We start from the raw sequence: 19,607 nt of genomic DNA on the forward strand, positions 1-19,607 counted from the left end.
AGAGGCTACTATCTAGGTCGTTTCTATCATAGCAAAGTACAGACAATAAAAAATGCCCTTTAAATAAATTAAAGGGCATTTTTTTATTGATAGATATGTACTGATTAAAATAATAAGTCAGCGTATCTTTTTCACTTAAAAGTGACCAAGCTTATTTTTCTAGGATACAAGTCACGCCTTGACCACCTGCTGCGCAGATAGAAATAAGTGCACGGCCTGAACCTTTTTGATCCAATAATTTAGCAGCAGTAGCTAAAATACGACCACCAGTTGCCGCAAATGGATGACCTGCGGCTAATGATGAACCGTTTACGTTTAGCTTGCTACGATCAATGGACCCTAGTGGGGCATCTAAGCCTAAGCGCTCTTCACAGAATTTCTCATCTTCCCAAGCAGCTAAGGTTGATAGTACTTGTGAAGCGAAGGCTTCATGAATCTCATAAAAGTCAAAGTCTTGTAGAGTCAGACCAGCGCGTTCAAGCATACGTGGTACCGCATAAGCTGGTGCCATTAGTAAGCCTTCTGTAGTACCAGATTTACCGATGAAGTCTACCGCTGCCGTTTCTTGATGGACGATATAAGCAAGTGGTTTTAGGCCATGCTCTTTTGCCCACTCATCAGTACCCAATAGCACACAAGAAGCACCATCAGTAAGCGGCGTAGAGTTGGCAGCTGTCATCGTTGGATTGGCATTTTTTCTGCCAAATACTGGCTTTAATTTACCCAGTTTTTCTAATGTAGTATCTGGACGCAAGTTGTTATCGCGAGTTAGGCCTTTGTATGGTGTGATCAAGTCATCAAAGAAACCTTCGTCATAAGCGCGTGCTAGGTTTTGATGGCTGTTAAACGCAAGCTCATCCTGCGCTTCACGGCTGATATTCCACTCAAGCGTGGTAATTGCCTGATGATCACCCATTGATAGGCCAGTACGTGGCTCACCATTTTGTGGTGAATCGATTAAATCTTTTGGATTGAGACCCATTAGCGCTTTTAGACGTTGTTTGTTGTCTTTTGCCGCACCAAGTTTGATCAGTACTTTACGTAAGCCATCGCCGACAGCAATAGGAGCATCAGAAGTAGTATCTACACCGCCAGTGATTGCCGAATCGATCAGACCAAGTGCAATCTTGTTAGCAGAAGCAAAGGTTGCTTGTAAGCCAGTACCGCAAGCTTGTGAGATATCATAAGTTGGCGTATGTGGGTTTAGCGCGGTATTTAATGTCGCTTCACGAGTAAGGTTGATATCACGGCTAAGTTTCATGACTGCACCAGATACCACTTCGCCTACTGTTTCGCCTTGTAGGTTATAACGCTCAACCAAGCCGTCCAATGCAGCGGTTAGCATGTCTGTGTTGCTAACATCAGCGTATGATCCATTTGAACGTGCGAATGGAATACGGTTACCACCTAAGATCGCAACACGGTTAAGGTTTGAAGCTGGTTTGGTCGCGCTGGCTTTTTTAGCTGGAGCAGGTTTTTTGGCAGCAGTGGTTTCTACTTTTTCATCGACCGCTTTTTTGCTAGCAGTTTCTTTAGTGCTGGTGTCTTTAGTCGTGGTGTTTTTTGCAGCGGTTTCTTTTTTTGCTGTATCTGATTTTGTATCCGTTGCTTTAACAACTGTACTTTCAACTACAGGGCTATCTGGATGATTGTTTTTATTACTCATAATATTATCCTTAAAAAGTATGGGTAGAAGTAAAAAGTGATAGGTAATAATAAAAAATAGTTAAGTTGTTTTATACAAGCAAATATTATCATTTATTACGCAATACAGCTGTTTAGCATAAGGCGTTTTTATTCACTTAATGTATCTCTTTAGCAAACTATGTGACGCTTGTATGAGGTCGGTAGTAGATTCATGACCATGACGCATCGCTGTAATAGACTGGCTAGTAAGAAATATTAGCATTGCATAACAGTACGTTTGATAATATATTGTTATCAATAGTTAAGTATGCCATAACCTATAGGTCAGATTTTAACATGTTATAGTGGCGCTTAATGCTGCTAAAAACGACTGGCTTGTATACTGACTTGTTTACAGATTGTTGTAGACATTATCTGTTTTTGGACTTGTTTATAAGGGAAGTGTATAGTTAGGCTAGTTTTGAGGCGATTTACTAAATTTAAATAATGACGATGTCAATGTCTCTATATAATAGATTCATTGCATTTTTTATTATTATACGAATCATTAATTATAAGGATTATATTATGTCAGACCGTTATGGTGATTTTGTTCAATCTTCTATTGGCAAAAAAGTAGCAAAAAACTTAGGTTTGCCGATGCCAACGACGCTTGATCGTTTCGAAAGCGGTGAGCGTTTGGTGCGTGGTAGCGTATTGGTTGGCCGTGCTACTGGTGATAACAAGAGCGTCAGTGAATCTGTTGCCCGTATCCTGTCAGACGTCCATGCCGAAGTATATGTAAACAGCAGTGATGACATCAAAGACGCACTTGCTGATGCAGGCGTTGAGGCAAAAGCCAACACGGGTAGCGATGATCAATTCAAAGTACTGCTTTTTGATGCCAGTAATATCAGCAATGCTGAACAGCTAAAAGAGCTTTACGAGTTTTTCCATACAGTTGCACGCCGCGTAGAAAAATCAGGCCGTGTGGTTGTGGTTGGCCGTACGCCAGAGAACATCACTGATATTGAATTTGCAATGGCTCAACGCTCGCTTGAAGGTTTTGTGAAATCAGTGGGTAAAGAGTTTAAGCGCGGTATCACAGCGCAGCTGATTTATGTTGAAGAAGGCGCAGAGCAAAACCTAGATTCAACCTTACGCTTTTTTACCTCAGCTCGTTCAGCTTACGTATCAGGACAAGTAGTACGTGTCAGTAAAGGCAGCTCAGTCGATGTTGACTGGAACCAGCCTTTGGGCGGTAAAACTATGCTAGTGACTGGCGCAAGTCGTGGTATTGGCGAAGCTATCGCTCGTGTATTGGCTCGTGAAGGGGCGCATGTTATCTGTCTAGATGTACCGCAGCAGCAAGCTGACCTACAAAAAGTTGCTAGCGAAATCAGCGGCTCTGCTTTGACAGTAGATATCACTAGTGAAGACGCTGGTGCAGAAATCGCTGACGCTGCTCAAAAACGTGGTGGTCTAGATTCAATCATCCATAATGCTGGCGTGACTCGTGATAAGACGTTGGCTAAGATGGATGAGAAAAAATGGAACATGGTCATCGATATCAACTTGGGCAGTATCGCTAGATTGAATCGCTACTTGTTGGACAATGACGTACTGAAAGAAAATGCACGCATCGTATGTGTATCATCAATTTCAGGTATCGCTGGCAACATGGGTCAGACTAACTATGCCACTTCTAAAGCTGGGGTGATTGGTTTGGTTAACGCAACTGCCAAGCAATTAGAAGACAATGCTAAAGGCATGACGATCAATGCAGTCGCTCCTGGTTTCATCGAAACCCAAATGACAGAAGCCATTCCATTTGCTATTCGTGAAGCTGGTCGCCGCATGAACTCAATGAGCCAAGGCGGCTTGCCAGTAGATGTGGCTGAGACTATCGCATGGTTCGCGTCACCTGCGTCTGGCGGTCTAAATGGCAACACGGTTCGCGTCTGTGGTCAAAGCTTACTTGGTGCATAATGTTGAGTAATTAATAGGTATATGTGAGAAATAAGGTACAGATAGAGACAGTAGTTGTATCATATGGCCTATTATTTCTCGTTTGTATCACATATGCTTACGAAATAATCTCTGATAAAGTGTAATAAAGCTGCCCAAGGGTGGCTTTTTTATGATAAAAACACAAGAACCAATAGCCAAACTATTTTTTGCTATTAAAGATACTCATGAGGTTGATTAAATTTAATGCTTATTAGATGATTTAATAGTAGGCTTTAGTCAATGACTGCAGATTGTCTTTATATACGTTAAAGAACTTGTTCAAGCCACACTTAGGATGTACTTATGTCAGACAAACATTATGATGCGTTGCCAAAAGCGCACACCACTTATGCCAATATTGTCAAAAGCTTATTGCCTATCGGTAATGGTGGCAAGGTCAGTAGAGACCAGTTGCCACAATCTACTTACTATGTAGATGACTTGCATATCGATCAAGAAAACCTAGATGATTATCGCAAAATTTGCGGTTTTGCTGATGATGGTAAAGTGCCAGCGACTTACTTCTCGGTATTGTCACAGACGCTGCAGATGAACATGATGGTCAAAGAGCCGTTCCCATTTGCCATGTTAGGTCTTGTTCACGTTGATAATAGCGTCACCCAGTATCGCCCGATTGGAGAGCGTGAAACGGTAGCAATGTCGGTCACTTTTGATAACCTGCGCGATCATGCCCAAGGTCAGCAGTTTGACTTCGTGACTATCGTAAAGTCAGAAGATGAAGTCATCTGGGAAGGTACGTCGACTTATTTATCACGTAGCAAGAAACCTAGCAGTAAAGATAAGAAGAGCGCGCCGCGTCCAGTAATTGTCAAGCCTGAAGTAAACGAAGCAGGTGTTCATAGCATTTTTGAAGTGCCGGAAGATATCGGTCGTCGTTATGCCTTTGTCTCAGGCGACTTTAACTTGATTCATTTGCATCCGCTATCAGCACGTGCGTTTGGTTTCCCTAAAGCGATTGCGCACGGTATGTGGTCAAAAGCTAAGTGTCTTGCTCTAATGGGTGATTTGCCTGATGCTTACACAATTGACGTCTCATTTAAGCTGCCTATCTTTTTGCCAGCTGAAGTAGAGCTGATTGCTGAGCCAGTAGCCCAGCTCAAAAACGTAGATGATACTTGTGAGTTTGGATTATATAGCTCTAAAAACAATAAACCGCATTTGGCGGGTGTTGTGACCTTAAAGAGCGACAGCAAGTAATATAAACATCATAAAGCTTCTATTTTAACAGCCATATTTAACGTACATATTTATTATTATGACTTCACAAAACATGCCTTCAGAAGAAAACGCGATAGACGTAGATCAAACAGATAGCTTGGTCGCGACTGATACGGTCGCTGCTAACGATAGCGGCGCTAACATTCATGTTAGTGCCGATAATGGCATTGATTTGGCCGATATCTTTGAGCCTTATTTTCGTCCAGATGCAAACACTATTGTGTGCGGTGCATTAGATGACGAAAAAGTTGCGGCTTTAGCGAAAGCGGGCGTCGAGCTCGTCATCAACCTGCAGCCTGATGACGAATTAAGCTTTGATGAGGCATCGGCAGTTGAGCAGGCAGGTATGTATTATGAACAGCTGCCTATCAGCGGCGCTAAAGAGCTAAAGCAGCTTAAAATATTGGCGTTTGATAATGTGCTACGTCAACATCATGGCAAAAAAGTCGCTATGCACTGTGGATCGGGTAATAGAGTAGGAGCCGCAATTGCGCTGCGGGCAGGATGGTTACGTGGACGTAAGATGGATACAGCGATGGAACGTGGTCGCAGTCATGGCCTGACTAAGCTTGAACAAGAAGTTCATAACCGTTTGTTAGTACCGCGCTAACCAGATTTGTGGCATTGAATATTAGTGCTGTCTTAGACGTGAGCAAAATTTAAAAATATCATTAAAATAAATAATAAAAAAGGCGACCAATAGGTGGCCTTTTTTATTGGCTCACAATTCATTTATACTGGTTCGAATATTTTATATAGCTTGTGTATTACTATCATCTTAAAAATAGAATAATTCATATCACTGGAGCAAGGTAATAATAATGAATCATAATGCAGAAAATTCTAATACACCCATAAACGCTGACTTTCAAAACAAATTACAGCAATTACTGACAGATTTGCAGCTTGATGATGCACCTGCTGGCGGGGCTGTGGCCGTGTATCAAGCAGGTCAGTGTATTGCACAAGCCAGTACAGGTATGGCGCGTCCTGATATGCCGTGGCAGCCTGATACGTTAGCCATTAATTTTTCTACCGGTAAAGGGGTATTGGCAACGTTGGTTCATGTGCTGGTTTCGCAGCAGCTGCTTGACTATGACAAACCTATTGCTCATTACTGGCCAGAATTTGCTGCAAAAGGCAAAGACCAAATTACGTTGCGACAAGCCATGTCACATCAGGCTGATTTGTTTTCGATTCAAAGTATCGATGTCGATAGCGAGACAGTACTCGATTGGGATACGATGCTGCACCACATTGCAGCGATGCCCATTATCTCTCCCGAAGATGTGACCAAATATGACAGCGCTTATAGTGCATTGGTCTACGGTTGGGTATTGGGCGGCGTAGTAGAGGCGGTTACTCATTTGTCGCTAGCTGAAGCACTGCGCCAGTATCTAACAGAGCCTCTGGGCATTGCCGACAGCTGCTATTTTGGTGTGCCGGATAGCAAAGTAGATCAGGTGGCAAAATTGGCCAAAGATTTTGAAGAAACAGAGGCTACGAGTTCCCAATTAAAATCGAGACGCCAAAAACCAACCTTAAAAGTAGACTCTCAAGAGACTTTACGTACTTATGCAAGCTTACCTAGTTATCATTACTGGCAACAGAAAATGCTAAGTGACAAGTGTGCAGCTGAGACGCAAAGTAGCCTTGATAACAGCCTTGATAACAGCCTTGATGATAGTTTGAATAGCTCTGATACTGATAGCGTACAACCTGTATTGAATACGGCGCGTATCAATAGCTTATATTTCAATACCAGTCAGCTTAATCTAAAAAACTATAAGGCCGCGCTGATACCTGCTGGCAAACATGCCCTTAATTATCATAACCGTCAAACATTACAGGCAGTCATTCCAGCGGCAAATGGTGTCGCTTCCGCTAAAGCACTGGCAACGATTTATGCAATGCTTGCTAATGGCGGTGTATGGCAAGGAAAAACGCTGATTGATAGTGCTACTTTTAAGCAGTTATCTACTCCGCAGGTCGAGGGTTTAGATGCGGTTATGCCAGCGGCCATGAATTGGCGATTGGGCTACCATAGATTATTCAGCTTGTATGCTAACAACGATGATACGGATAAGAGAATGAGTCCTGCATTATCAGGATTTGGGCATATGGGATATAACGGATCGGTTGCTTGGTGCGACCCTGGGCGCCAATTGTCATTTGCTTTTATTCATAATTTTGATACCACCATGCTCAATGACGTTCGTCAGTTTGCACTGACAGAAGCCGTCTTGAGCTGGGTAGAAGAGATACTTTAATAGTGCCAACTTCAACCGCGAATTGATTTTGTTTTAAATATAAGCAGCATTAATTTTAATGCTGCTTGTTTGGTGTCATTTTAAGCAATCTTGATGCACTAAGACCATGGATAAAGATAGAAGTCAAAATGACAATCGAACAAACAATCCACAGTTTAAGCGCATCTTCATCTGCGAAGAACCCTTGATTGAGCGCATAGGACAGATAATATAGGGTACCGATACCACGTATACCCAAAGCCGATATTGCGTATTTCTCGGTATGTGGTAGGTTCAATCCTGATAAGGCAATAAACCCACCAATCGGTCGTATAAGTAGTAGGAAGGTAAAGCTGACGATATAGACGCGCCATGTCAGCTCGACACCTGCTTGTAACCCTTGACCAAGGAACATACCGAAGATAACTAGCACTAATGACATCAGTAAGCCTTCTGACTGCTCAGCGAAATCATGTAATTTTTGGTGATAGGTATGCTCACGTTCTGAGCGACGAAACGCAAATGCAGCCACGAATACAGCGATAAAGCCATAACTGTGTACATACTCGGCAAGTCCATAGGCTAGTAGCGTCAACGCAATAACCACATAGCCTTGCGAAATGGTCGTCTCGCGAGTGTGTTTAGAAAACACGACTTTGGCCAATATTTTACCAACCAATACACCCACCACTACGCCTGCACCAATCTTCCACAAGACGTCATGAGTAAACCACGACCATAGCATCTCGTAAGTAAAGGTTTTGCCTTCACTGAATGCTTCCGCAATTTTAATCGCTAGATACACAAACGGAAAAGCCAGGCCATCGTTCAATCCTGCCTCTGACGTTAAGGTAAAGCGCGGTGTGTCTTCTCCTCCTGTATTGGGAGGACCCACCTGAATGCTCGAAGCTAACACGGGATCAGTAGGCGCTAACACTGCACCTAATAAAATAGCTGCACCAAGGCTCAAACCAAACGCGTAATACCCCAAGACTGCCATCGCAAAAATACCAATAGGCATGGTGATGAGTAGCAGTCTTACTGTTGGGCGCCACAAGCGCCAAGACAACTCTGTATCGATTTTAATACCAGCACCAACCAATGAGACCAATACAACAATTTCAGTCAGCTTTTCGATGAGTAAACCGTTATCAAGTGGGTCTAAAAAGGATAAAGACGTCCACCAGTAGCCCATCATCAGACCGAAGCTGACTTGGAGCATCGGTAATGATATAGAGGTGCGCTTAAAAATAACAGGAAACAAGGCCCCGAGTAAAAAGGCAATCCCGCAGATTAATAAGAATAAGTTGTATTTTTCAATCATAAGGTTTACGCACGTCGTTATGTTTTAAGGGTCAATTTTAAGAGGGTAGTTTTAGGTATTGATGACAATTCACAGCAATGGTTGATAGTCAGTCACGGATACTCTTTATCATGACGTCAAAATAAAATAATTACCGCAAAAAATAGTTATCAAAACGACAGCTACGTTGTTTTTTGGTGAAAAAAAAGCCTGCATTGCGCAGGCTTAATATATCTTTATCAGTATGTTTGAAGTATCAATAGTTTATGGATTAACGCTCGACTTGACTCACATCACGTACGGCACCAGTATCAGCACTGGTAGTCATAGCAGCATAAGCACGTAATGCCGGCGAGACATGACGATCACGGTTAACAGGCTTCCATGCATCACGACCACGCGCTTCCATAGCTTCTCGGCGAGCAGCTAATTCTGCATCGCTTACTTGCATGTTGATGGTACGGTTTGGGATATCGATATGAATACTATCGCCTTCTTTGACCAAACCAATCGCCCCGCCTTCAGCAGCTTCTGGGCTAGCATGACCAATTGATAGACCTGATGTACCACCCGAGAAACGACCATCAGTCAGTAGGGCGCATTCTTTACCCAATCCTTTTGACTTCAGATAAGTCGTTGGGTATAGCATCTCTTGCATACCAGGGCCACCTTTAGGGCCTTCGTAGCGAATGATGACGACATCGCCTGCAACGATTTCGTCAGCCAATACCGCAGCAACCGCATCTTCTTGTGATTCAAATAGACGCGCGCGACCAGTAAAGGTCAAGATGCTTTCGTCAACGCCTGCGGTTTTGACCACACAGCCGCGCTCAGCGATATTGCCATATAGTACGGCTAAGCCGCCATCTGTAGAGTAGGCATGTTTGGCACTACGGATACAGCCTGACTCACGGTTGACGTCGAGGTTTGACCACTCTTTTGATTGTGAGAATGCTTCCGTGGTACGTACGCCACCAGGTGCTGCAAGGAAGCGTGCGCGAGCTTCATGGTTGTCAGGGTTCATGATGTCCCACTTATCGATCGCTTCTTTCATCGTTGCGCTATGGATAGTTGGCACATCAGTTTTTAGTAACTCGGCGCGATCAAGCTCAGCGAGTAATGCAAAGACACCGCCAGCACGATGCACGTCTTCCATATGGTATTTCTGTGAGGCAGGGGCTACTTTTGCAAGGCAAGGCACACCGCGACTTAAACGGTCAATATCAGCCATCTTAAAGTCGATTTCTGCTTCATTGGCCGCAGCAAGTAGATGCAAGATGGTATTGGTTGAGCCGCCCATGGCAATATCTAAGCTCATGGCATTTTCAAAAGCAGCTTTGGTAGCGATAGAGCGTGGTAGCACAGAGTCATCATCTTGCTCGTAGCGACGCTTGGCAAGCGACACGATGGTACGACCCGCTTCTAAAAATAGCTCGCGGCGCAATGAATGAGTAGCTAGTAGTGAGCCGTTACCTGGTAAAGCTAAGCCTAAAGCTTCGGTCAAGCAGTTCATCGAGTTTGCGGTAAACATACCAGAGCATGAGCCACAAGTAGGGCAGGCTGAAGCTTCGATAGCAGCGACGTCTTCATCGCTAATACTATCATCAGCAGCATCCATCATCGCATCGACAAGGTCAAGCTTGCGAACAGCACTGCTGTCACTACTATCGGTATTGTGGCTCTTACCAACGGTACTGGCTAAGATTTTGCCCGCTTCCATTGGGCCACCTGAGATAAACACCACTGGTATGTTAAGGCGCATGGCGGCCATCAACATACCCGGAGTGATTTTGTCGCAGTTGGAAATACACACTAGCGCATCTGCACAGTGGGCATTGACCATATACTCGACAGAATCAGCGATCAAATCACGACTTGGTAGCGAGTACAACATACCGCTATGGCCCATCGCAATACCATCATCGACCGCAATGGTATTGAACTCTTTTGCAACGCCGCCTGCTTGCTCAATCTCACGGGCGACCAGTTGTCCAAGGTCTTTTAGATGCACATGGCCGGGTACAAACTGGGTAAAAGAGTTAGCAATCGCAATGATTGGCTTGCCAAAGTCGCCGTCAGTCATGCCGGTTGCACGCCATAATGCGCGCGCGCCTGCCATATTACGACCGCCGGTAGAAGTTTTTGAGCGATAATCCATGTGATATTCCTTACAAATAGGCGGGGTTGTTAAAATGTGCACCCTCAGTTTTAATAGGGATAGTGTGCTTTTTATAGAGAGTGAGTACTAGTGAATAATACTAATTCGTTACCATACCATTAGATATGAATAACTAAAAACATTATGCTAATAACAGTGAATTAATAATAACGAATTAATAATCAAAAGCGATGAGCAAAAAAACAGTTATTCAAAATAGCTATTCGATACGTTCTAATATGGCTTTGTCAAACCAAGGAAGATCAGCTTTGTCTGCTTCTAATTTCACAATGGCTGCAAGCGCATGAGTAGCCAGTAGCTGTTGATAATCGCCGCTAGCTTCAATCGTCAACAGTGACTCGGCAGGTAGTGCTTGCGTGTTAGGGTTTAGCTCGTCAATACTAATTAATATTTGCTTATTGTTTTTATAAAGGACGTCTACACGACCAAAAAACTGCCAGTCTTTAAAAGCGGTAATAATAGCGTCGGCGGCATCCTTAGTATATACCTGCTGCGTCTCTTTACCCGTATTGGTCCAGTGTAGTCGTACGGCCAATTGCAATGCCTCACTAAATACTACCAACGAGCCGATAATTTTTACATGCCAAGGACTGGTCAATAGTTCTTCGTCAATGCCAATTAATTTGGCAGCTTCATGAGCCGACATGGGTGTATTGAATTGAAGCAGTAGCTCAGGAGTAAGCGGGTGCGTCTGTTTGATCGCATCATCTAAACTGTCATAGTGATACAGAAAAGGCAGTGGCAAATCTTGTGTAACAGTCTTCTTTATAATTTTACAATTGTGTATCTGCCAGCTGATGGCTTTATCAGTCAATGCTTCTGCTAATATGATAGCGTTCGGATCAATGGTTTGAGTACTGCTTTCACTCTCAATATCAGAGTATCCTTCCTGATTATCAAGGGTTACAGCAGTGTTATCCATATTTTTTTGAGTTGGCAAAGTAGGCAAATCCATAAACATAACGTTATTAAAATAGAGGGATAATATAACATTTTAAGGGCATGACTCGCCAATAAATTGGTGGGATAAGATGGTAGTTTATACGTATAAGATAATATCTTTAGTTGAATAACTTATTATAAATTAATAGTCTTTTGTCTATTAAAATAATCTAAAATATAGTCGATAATTTGGATGGAAATATAAGCAAAGGAATTAATGAAAAAGTTCTCTGATAATGAATCTATCCAAGAATGGATAACATCAAATCGTCTCTATGAAGAGTATCTCTTCTACTACTTACTCATATGCCTATTTTGGTTTTTCGTTGGTTTGTTTTCTATTGGTATACGCATACCAGTATTCAATGATATTCAAAACCTAATCCTCAATTCAGTATGGTTTTTGCTCTTATGTGTGGCCTTAAGTGTTCCTAAGTTTTGGTATCGGATGATAAAAGGCAAAAATGCGTACCTGTTTCAAGCCACTGCCAAAGTGTATGAAACGCTAGGCCGCATAGAAGATGTTGAACAAAGAGAGCAGGTACATAAGCAGATTACTAGCAATGGCAAGTTGCCACCTAACCGACTAGAAACGCTATCACTGGCATTTTTATTTGCATTCATACTATTCGATATATTGTATACCCGCTGCTGGATAAGGGGTCTGAGCCTAGTGTGGCAGCCTGACTGGGTCAATGCCTGCATTGGTTGGATACATAATAACTTGACGCTACCACCACTTAACGAAAATAGGAAGCTCTTTAGTTTGTCATTTGGTGATTACAATGGACAAGAAAAGATACTGAAAGAATATTTTGGAGATGAATGGGCATTTTTGGCTTCTCCATTTGGTGATGTCGAAATGTTTTACCACTTTATTCGAGTGGTCATGTTTGTTCCTATCTTAGCGGCATTGTCGATCGTATTGTGGAAGCCACTAAAGTTTATGGGTATGCAGCAGATTGATCCCAGAAATATTCATAGCGTCATGTCTTTTTTACGTAGTTGTGCTTGGTCACTTATCTTTGGATTTTTTATGACTATTGGCACGTTAGGTTTTTTAACCAATGCAAACTGGTTCACATTAGGTCTGATAGATCAAGAAGCATGGTTCGAGAATTTATATATCAACGGTTTATATATATTTATCGTTTTTGGTATCCGGTTTTTTTATGGCTGGTTTGTTTTTTGGAAAAGTATTTTTTTAAAGCTCGTTAACAAAGCCAGTTATAATTGATTTAATAATCTTGATCTCACATTGTTGGCTTGTACTCAGTTTGGATTTCGTCCACTATATAAAAAGTGATCAGCACCATTATAAATATAATGAAGTATCTAATAATCATGTAATCAAAGGAAAAATAATGACTGAATTGAATCAACAGACTACTTATGATGACAACAATATTTTCGCCAAAATGCTAGACGGTGATATTCCATATCACAAAGTATATGAAGATGATAAAACGCTCGCCTTTATGGATATCATGCCGCAAGCAGAAGGTCATGTATTAGTGATACCGAAGCAAAAAGCGGTAGATTTGGCAGATCTTGAGCCAGAGTACGCCGCTGCGGTATTAATGACCTCTAAAAAGGTCATGCAAGCCCAACGTCAAGTGTTTGAGCGTGAAGGCGTTATCCAAATGCAGTTAAATGGTTCACAAGCAGGTCAAACGGTCTTTCATTATCATGTACATCTCATTCCATCAAGTATTCATGAATTGGGTCGTCATGCGGTGACCCAAGCCGATAATAGTGATTTGGCAGATATTGCGCAGAAACTGTTAGCAGTGATTGATGCTTAGTTAGAAAGCGGCATGCTTTTAACATAAGTGAAAAACATGGGTATCTTCACGTCGTCAAATATTTACAGGTTAAAAATCACTAAAAAAATACATATACAATCAAAAGGCAGCTAGCAAGCTGCCTTTTTTATTTTCTTGGTAATAGTCATGTAACATTCGTTAAAGTCATGTTACGAGTTGGATGCTTTCCTAGGGTTTTGGAAAAGAGTGTGATAATTATTATGACCATTCACACACATTTTCTAATCTTTGCCTTAATTAAAACTTTTCTATAAAAAGGCATTGTTAAATCTTGAGGATATTATTTTTCATGAGTAAGTTACCTCGTTCGACTATTTTATTACCCGTTTTTGTGCCATCAGCCATTATTATGTTGCTCTTGGTCATCGGTACTGCAATTAATCCTGAAGCAGCTGGTGCGCTATTCAATGATGTACTTGCCTTCACAACCGAGACGTTCGGCTGGTTTTATATGCTGGCCGTGGCGTTGTTTTTGATGTTTATTATTGTACTGGCATTTTCGTCTTATGGCAGTATTAAGCTGGGCCCTGATCATGCCGAGGCAGAGTATAAGTTCCTCGAATGGTTTGCCATGTTATTTTCGGCAGGCTACGGAATTGCGCTACTATTTTATGGAGTAGCGGAACCAGTCATGCATTTTTCCAGTCCGCCAATGTCGGACCCGCAGACTATTGCCGCAGCAAAAGAGGCAATGCAAATTGCATATTTCCACTGGGGTTTTCATATTTGGGCGATCTATGGGGTAGTAGGGTTGTCACTGGCGTATTTTGCGTTTCGGCATGGTCTACCGTTATCGATACGTTCGACGCTGTACCCGCTTATTGGTGATAGAATCTATGGCCCTATTGGGCATACTGTCGATGTGTTTGCGATACTGGGCACGATGTTCGGTATTGCTACCAGTCTTGGTTTGTCAGTGTCGCAAATCAATGCGGGGTTGAATTATTTACTGCCAGATATTATTCCAGTGAATACGACTGTACAGGTGATTGCCATTGCATTGGTGACAGCCGCCGCATTGGTATCGGTATTGGCAGGTATGGATAAGGGCGTAAAACGCTTATCTATTTTAAATATGCTATTGGCAACGGCGCTGATGCTGTTCGTATTCGTTGTCGGTCCGACGATTTTTATCTTGAATGCCTTTATGGAAAATACAGGTAGCTATTTGGGTAATATTGTTGAGCGTACCTTTAGCTTACAAGCGTACGAAAATAGCGATTGGATCGGTAGCTGGACCTTGTTTATTTTTGCATGGACGATTGCATGGGCGCCTTTTGTGGGTTTGTTTATCGCCAAGATTAGCCGTGGTCGTACCATCCGTGAGTTCGTATTGGGTGTGATGCTCGTACCAACTTTCTTTACGTTCTTTTGGTTTTCGGTGTTTGGTGATACTGCGCTACATATGATTATGGTCGATGGTTATACCTCATTAATCAGTGAGGTGCAAAACAATCAAGCGATTGCTCTGTTTAAACTATTAGAGAACTTACCATTTACTGAATTTGTGTCGTCGTTGACCATTTTATTGATTATTACTTTTTTTGTGACGTCATCTGATTCTGGCTCATTGGTAATCGACTCGCTAGCAGCTGGTGGTCGCAGTGATACGCCGTGGTGGCAGCGCAGTTTTTGGGTAGTGACCGAAGGGGCTGTAGCCGCGGTCCTATTGATTGCAGGTGGTCTAACGGCGCTCCAAACGGCGGCTATTGTCAGTGCGCTACCTTTTGCCATTATTATTCTTATTTCAATGTTTGGCATGTGGCGTGCGCTGCGTATCGAAGGACATCGTAATCAGAGCCTTGATCAAAACAACAAACTACCGCCGCATCTGCTCAAACCGTCAGCATGGCGGGAGCGTATCGATTATATGGCTGACAAGCCGACACGTGAAAAGGTGTTGAATTACATCAAAGAAGTGGTTATGCCATCGATGATGGAGGTATCGTCTAAATTTGCAGAAACTGGCTGGACGACTGAGGTCAATTATGACGCGGTCAACAACCGTGCTGTGCTTGAGTTGCAACGGGGTGACGATGTCGAGTTTTGGTATGAAGTGCGCTTATCTGAGCATGATGCGCCCGATTATTATACTGAAGACAGCGTAGATACCTTGCCGCAAGAGCATCATCATCGTGCTGAGGTGTATCTACGCCGTGGAGGTCAGACATATGATTTATATGGTTACAAATCTGAATCAGTGATTAATGACATCATCGATCAGTTCGAGAAGTACTTACACTTCCTTAATGTATCGCCTGATAGTCTACCGTGGCGCATGCAAGAGCATGATGATGACATCACGCTAGAGCAGGATAGTGTGCTTGATAAATAATGGATTGAAATGAGAATGGCTAATGCAAGCTATTCACGTTAATCGCTTGCAATAAATGCAGGATTCCTTAGAATAACGGCTTGTTTTCCTTACAAATCAAGCCGTTATTTTTATGTCTAATGATTCTTCTGTTGTATCCACGTCTGTACCAGTGTCCGACCATCCGCTATTGCAGCCACTAAATGTCGGTGGCCTGAAGATTGAAAACCGTCTCATGGTCGCTCCGATGGCAGGCGTGACAGACAATCCCTTTCGCCGATTGTGTAAGTCATTTGGTGCGGGGCATGCGGTCAGTGAAATGATCATCGCTGATACCGCACTTTATGCGCGCAAAAAATCCCTGTACCGTGCCAATTTTGACAATGAGATTGCGCCTATTTCAGCGCAGATAGCAGGTGCTGAGCCGGACAAATTGGCTGAAGCGGCCCGTTATCAAATTGATAATGGCGCACAGATTATCGATATCAACATGGGCTGTCCGGCCAAAAAGGTCTGTCGTAAGCTGGCAGGCTCTGCATTGTTGCAAGACGAAGATTTGGTCGCGCGTTTGCTAGATGCAACGGTCAACGCAGTGGACGCGCCTGTCACGCTAAAGACACGTCTAGGTTTTGAAAATGGTCGTGAAAATATCTTGCGAGTCGCCAAGCGTGCTGAGCAGGCAGGCATTGCGGCGATTGCTATTCATGGACGTACGCGTGAGGACATGTATACAGGCAATGCGCGTTATGAGCTGATACGCGAAGTCAAAGAAAGTATCAGTATTCCTGTTATAGCCAATGGTGATATCGATAGCGCACAAAAAGCCCAACACGTCTATGAAATGACAGGCTGTGACGCGGTGATGATTGGGCGTGCTGCACAAGGGCAGCCGTGGATATTTCGCGATATTGAGCACTTTTTGCGTACTGGCGAGTGTTTAGAGGCACCGAGCGTCAGTGAGATAAAAGAGATCGTGCTGGCCCATTTGCAAGAGCTTTATGGTTTCTATGGGGAGTATTCAGGCTGCCGCATCGCTCGCAAACATATTGCATGGTATACGACAGGTATTCCAAACTCTAATGCCTTTAGACAAGCGATGTATGGCGAAGAAAGTACCGCTGGGCAATTTAAAGTAGTCGAAAATTTTTTGCAGGCGCATGAATAGCAAACGCTTGAGTCTTATTTTATAAGCCAGTGCTAATCATTTCTATACATCGTTTCTTGATGGTATTTTTGTCAGACAGCTATGCTTTATCAATTGGCACAGTATCAGTATCAGTATCAGACTGTTTGTCAGGCGCAGGTTTTCTATTTTGCCAAGGGAATCGACCTTCTAGTTCAACCTGTAGCGATAAGCTTAAAAAGGTTCGAATCAGTACGATAAAACCTAGCACTAGTACACTGCGCAGCGATGGCTCGGTGACGACAGTAGCCACGATATCAGCGGCAATCAGTACTTCTAACCCCAACAATATAGACTTGCCTACGGTCTGTCTGATCTCGACATAAGTGTCGTTATTAAAATGATTCGATGCTCGAAAAGCCCTATATAAAGCAAGAAATAGCCCAAAAAACATAATGAGGACGCCAATGACTTCGATCATTTTGGCAATTAAGTCGATATAGTGAGCTAGTGTGTTTATCAAAGCAGATACTCCTCATAATTGATTAGAAAAAAGCATAGTACTTAGCAACAAGCTAAAAATGTATTTATAAATATTTATGTCGACGATGAGTTTTGTAAAGGTCCCGTTAGCTAAAGCCCACTATGGTTTTGTTCACTCCATACGACATTTTTTTGCTATGCTATAACCGAATACCAATAACTATAGAATAAATGAAAAGGACTTTTTATGGCCAATCTTTCGAAAAAAGCAATTACCAAAGCCGTCAAAGGCAAGAATATTATCATTACAGGCGCTTCAAGTGGTATCGGTGAGCGTACGGCTTTTTTGCTCAGTGAATGTGGCGCGCATGTTATTTTGCTGGCCCGTACTGAAGATAAGCTAAAAATGGTCAAAGAAAACATTGAAACGCTTGGCGGCGCGGCCAGTTACTATCCATGCGACCTTACCAATATGGATGAGATTGAAAAAACCAGTGAAAAGATTTTGGCTGACTTTAAGCATGTTGATGTACTAGTCAACAATGCAGGTCGTTCGATTCGCCGTTCAGTGCATGAGTCGGTTAATCGTTTTCATGATTTTGAACGTACCATGGAGATTAATTATTTTGGCGCGGTCAAAATCATTCTGGGTTTCTTGCCAACGATGATTGGTCGCCAAACCGGTCAAATCGTGAATATCTCTTCAATTGGGGTATTGGCAAATAGCCCTCGTTTTTCAGCATATGTCGCGTCAAAGGCGGCCTTAGATGCATTTAGTCGCTGTTTGGCTGCTGAAGTCAAAGGAGATAATATTAAAGTAACCAATATCTTTATGCCACTTGTGCGTACTCCAATGATTGCGCCAACCAAGCTATACCGTTATATGCCAGCACTGATGCCTGACGAAGCAGCGATGATGGTCGCAAAAGCCATCGTTCATAAGCCAAATAGTATTGCTAGCAATATGGGCAAATTTGCATCGGCGACTTACTCACTGGTACCAGCCTTCAATGTTGGCGTTCAGTCCATTGGTTATCGTATTTTTCCAAGTTCGACTGCAGCGCAAACAACAGATAGCAAACCTAACCTCGCTCAGCGCGCCTTTGCCAAAATTCTACCTGGTGAGCATCACTAGAATCGATTTGTTATCAGCCTCAAATAGGATGAGAGAGGATACTACGGTATCCTTTTTTAGTGCTTTAAAAATTGCTGGCATTCATATAAGTGCGTAGGGGGTATAGTAGTGTTTTGCCCCCAACTGCTTATCGCGTTCAATACCTATTAGTCACTATTTACCATCGTTTTTTTTATGGAAAAAAGCAGTCTATAGGAATGTATTTGCAATTACAGAATTCAATTGTATAGGGTTGATTATAAACATCTCTCATATGTATACATCATACAAACACAGGTCAAATTTTTTATACCCCTATGGGGATACTAAAAACAATATATAAGTGTGGTAAATAAAGTATGTGCACTGAAAAAATGGATATCGAAAGTGGTACCACTGACCAAATAGAAATTATCTATGAAGATGAATTTTTGGTGGCGATTAATAAAGAAGCTGGTCTATTGGTGCATCGTAGTTGGCTTGATAAAGGCGAGACGCGTTTTGCCATGCAACTTACCCGTGATGCGGTCGGCTGCCATGTGTTTCCTGTACATAGGTTAGACAAGCCTACCTCAGGCGTGTTGTTATTTGCCAAGAGTTCAGCCGTGGCACGCAGCCTTACCGAAGCGTTTACTGAACGCAAAGTAACCAAACAGTATTTAGCTGTGGTGCGCGGCTTTGTGTCTGAGCAGGGCACCGTTGATTATGCGTTAAGTTTTAAGCCTGATGCCATTGCTGATAAATTTGCCAATCTGGATAAACCTGCTCAAGAAGCGGTCACTCACTGGCAGAGTTTGGCGAAAATTGAGCTGCCATTTGCAGTGTCAAAAAAACACCCCACCAGCCGATATAGTCTTGTTCGCTTGACACCCGAGACAGGACGCAAACATCAGCTGCGTCGCCATATGAGACATATATTCCATCATATCGTAGGTGATACTAGCCACGGTGATATACGGCACACACGATTTTTTCGTAATCACTACGACTGTACGCGCATGCTACTGCATGCTCAGACTTTAGCCTTCAGCCATCCCGTTACTGGTGAGCCATTATTGTTAACAGCGGGGTTCGATGATCAATGGATGCGCATCTTAGAAGAATTTTCTTGGTTAGAAAGTACTGAACATTCAAGTCCCTAGTGAGGACTTGAACACCCCAGTTTAAGGGTTTTTTATCAATGATTTTAGTTATTTATA

Annotated in this window: 15 protein-coding genes; 10 read left to right on the forward strand and 5 right to left on the reverse strand. The window is 42.7% G+C overall.

Annotation, left to right across the window (positions count from 1 at the left end):
• Positions 1-151: 151 nt before the first annotated feature.
• Positions 152-1,666, reverse strand: coding sequence for an acetyl-CoA C-acetyltransferase (locus DXK30_RS06250; RefSeq protein WP_114700956.1), 1,515 nt, complete (start codon positions 1,664-1,666; stop codon positions 152-154).
• Positions 1,667-2,214: 548 nt separating this feature from the next.
• Between DXK30_RS06250 and DXK30_RS06255 the strand changes: the two genes are divergently transcribed.
• The 4 genes from DXK30_RS06255 (at position 2,215) to DXK30_RS06270 (ending at position 7,145) form a co-directional block, all read left to right on the forward strand.
• A complete protein-coding gene (locus DXK30_RS06255; RefSeq protein WP_114700957.1) occupies positions 2,215-3,615 on the forward strand; it encodes a 3-oxoacyl-ACP reductase in 1,401 nt (466 codons plus the stop codon).
• A 324-nt stretch (positions 3,616-3,939) separates the two neighbouring features.
• A complete protein-coding gene (locus tag DXK30_RS06260; RefSeq protein WP_114700958.1) occupies positions 3,940-4,854 on the forward strand; it encodes a MaoC family dehydratase in 915 nt (304 codons plus the stop codon).
• Positions 4,855-4,912: 58 nt separating this feature from the next.
• The gene (locus DXK30_RS06265) at positions 4,913-5,485 is read left to right on the forward strand and encodes a beta-lactamase hydrolase domain-containing protein (protein WP_227670686.1); all 573 of its coding nucleotides are present in this window, start codon (positions 4,913-4,915) and stop codon (positions 5,483-5,485) included.
• 211 nt (positions 5,486-5,696) lie between these two features.
• On the forward strand, positions 5,697-7,145 hold the full coding sequence (locus tag DXK30_RS06270) for a serine hydrolase domain-containing protein (protein WP_114700959.1): 1,449 nt from the start codon (positions 5,697-5,699) through the stop codon (positions 7,143-7,145).
• Between the two features lie 55 nt (positions 7,146-7,200).
• On the opposite strand, the gene DXK30_RS06275 is transcribed toward DXK30_RS06270, so the two are convergent.
• The 3 genes from DXK30_RS06275 to DXK30_RS06285 all read right to left on the reverse strand — a co-directional run bounded on the left by DXK30_RS06275 (position 7,201) and on the right by DXK30_RS06285 (position 11,561).
• Complete coding sequence (locus tag DXK30_RS06275) at positions 7,201-8,448, reverse strand: cation:proton antiporter (RefSeq protein WP_114700960.1); 1,248 nt, start codon at positions 8,446-8,448, stop codon at positions 7,201-7,203.
• A 250-nt stretch (positions 8,449-8,698) separates the two neighbouring features.
• On the reverse strand, positions 8,699-10,585 hold the full coding sequence (ilvD, locus tag DXK30_RS06280) for a dihydroxy-acid dehydratase (RefSeq protein ID WP_114700961.1): 1,887 nt from the start codon (positions 10,583-10,585) through the stop codon (positions 8,699-8,701).
• 220 nt (positions 10,586-10,805) lie between these two features.
• On the reverse strand, positions 10,806-11,561 hold the full coding sequence (locus DXK30_RS06285) for a hypothetical protein (protein ID WP_114700962.1): 756 nt from the start codon (positions 11,559-11,561) through the stop codon (positions 10,806-10,808).
• A gap of 204 nt (positions 11,562-11,765) precedes the next feature.
• On the opposite strand from DXK30_RS06285, the gene DXK30_RS06290 reads away from it, so the two are divergent.
• From DXK30_RS06290 to dusB, 4 genes are all read left to right on the forward strand, one after another.
• Positions 11,766-12,785 carry a hypothetical protein gene (locus DXK30_RS06290; RefSeq protein WP_114700963.1) on the forward strand — a complete coding sequence of 340 codons (1,020 nt, stop codon included), beginning with the start codon at positions 11,766-11,768 and terminating at the stop codon, positions 12,783-12,785.
• Between the two features lie 127 nt (positions 12,786-12,912).
• Complete coding sequence (locus tag DXK30_RS06295) at positions 12,913-13,353, forward strand: HIT family protein (protein ID WP_114700964.1); 441 nt, start codon at positions 12,913-12,915, stop codon at positions 13,351-13,353.
• A 310-nt stretch (positions 13,354-13,663) separates the two neighbouring features.
• Positions 13,664-15,709 (forward strand): BCCT family transporter, encoded by a 2,046-nt coding sequence (locus DXK30_RS06300; protein ID WP_114700965.1) that lies wholly within the window; start codon positions 13,664-13,666, stop codon positions 15,707-15,709.
• 112 nt (positions 15,710-15,821) lie between these two features.
• Positions 15,822-16,853, forward strand: a complete 1,032-nt coding sequence (dusB, locus tag DXK30_RS06305; protein ID WP_114700966.1) for a tRNA dihydrouridine synthase DusB — start codon at positions 15,822-15,824, stop codon at positions 16,851-16,853.
• A gap of 79 nt (positions 16,854-16,932) precedes the next feature.
• Here dusB and DXK30_RS06310 read toward each other — a convergent pair whose 3' ends face one another.
• A complete protein-coding gene (locus DXK30_RS06310) occupies positions 16,933-17,334 on the reverse strand; it encodes a DUF1622 domain-containing protein (protein ID WP_201507989.1) in 402 nt (133 codons plus the stop codon).
• A 207-nt stretch (positions 17,335-17,541) separates the two neighbouring features.
• On the opposite strand from DXK30_RS06310, the gene DXK30_RS06315 reads away from it, so the two are divergent.
• A complete protein-coding gene (locus DXK30_RS06315; RefSeq protein ID WP_057759469.1) occupies positions 17,542-18,429 on the forward strand; it encodes an SDR family NAD(P)-dependent oxidoreductase in 888 nt (295 codons plus the stop codon).
• Between the two features lie 353 nt (positions 18,430-18,782).
• Positions 18,783-19,550 carry a tRNA pseudouridine(65) synthase TruC gene (gene truC / locus DXK30_RS06320; protein WP_114700967.1) on the forward strand — a complete coding sequence of 256 codons (768 nt, stop codon included), beginning with the start codon at positions 18,783-18,785 and terminating at the stop codon, positions 19,548-19,550.
• Positions 19,551-19,607: the final 57 nt, after the last annotated feature.

Origin of the sequence: Psychrobacter proteolyticus (assembly GCF_003350005.1) — a bacterium.
Classification (GTDB): Bacteria; Pseudomonadota; Gammaproteobacteria; order Pseudomonadales; family Moraxellaceae; genus Psychrobacter; species Psychrobacter proteolyticus.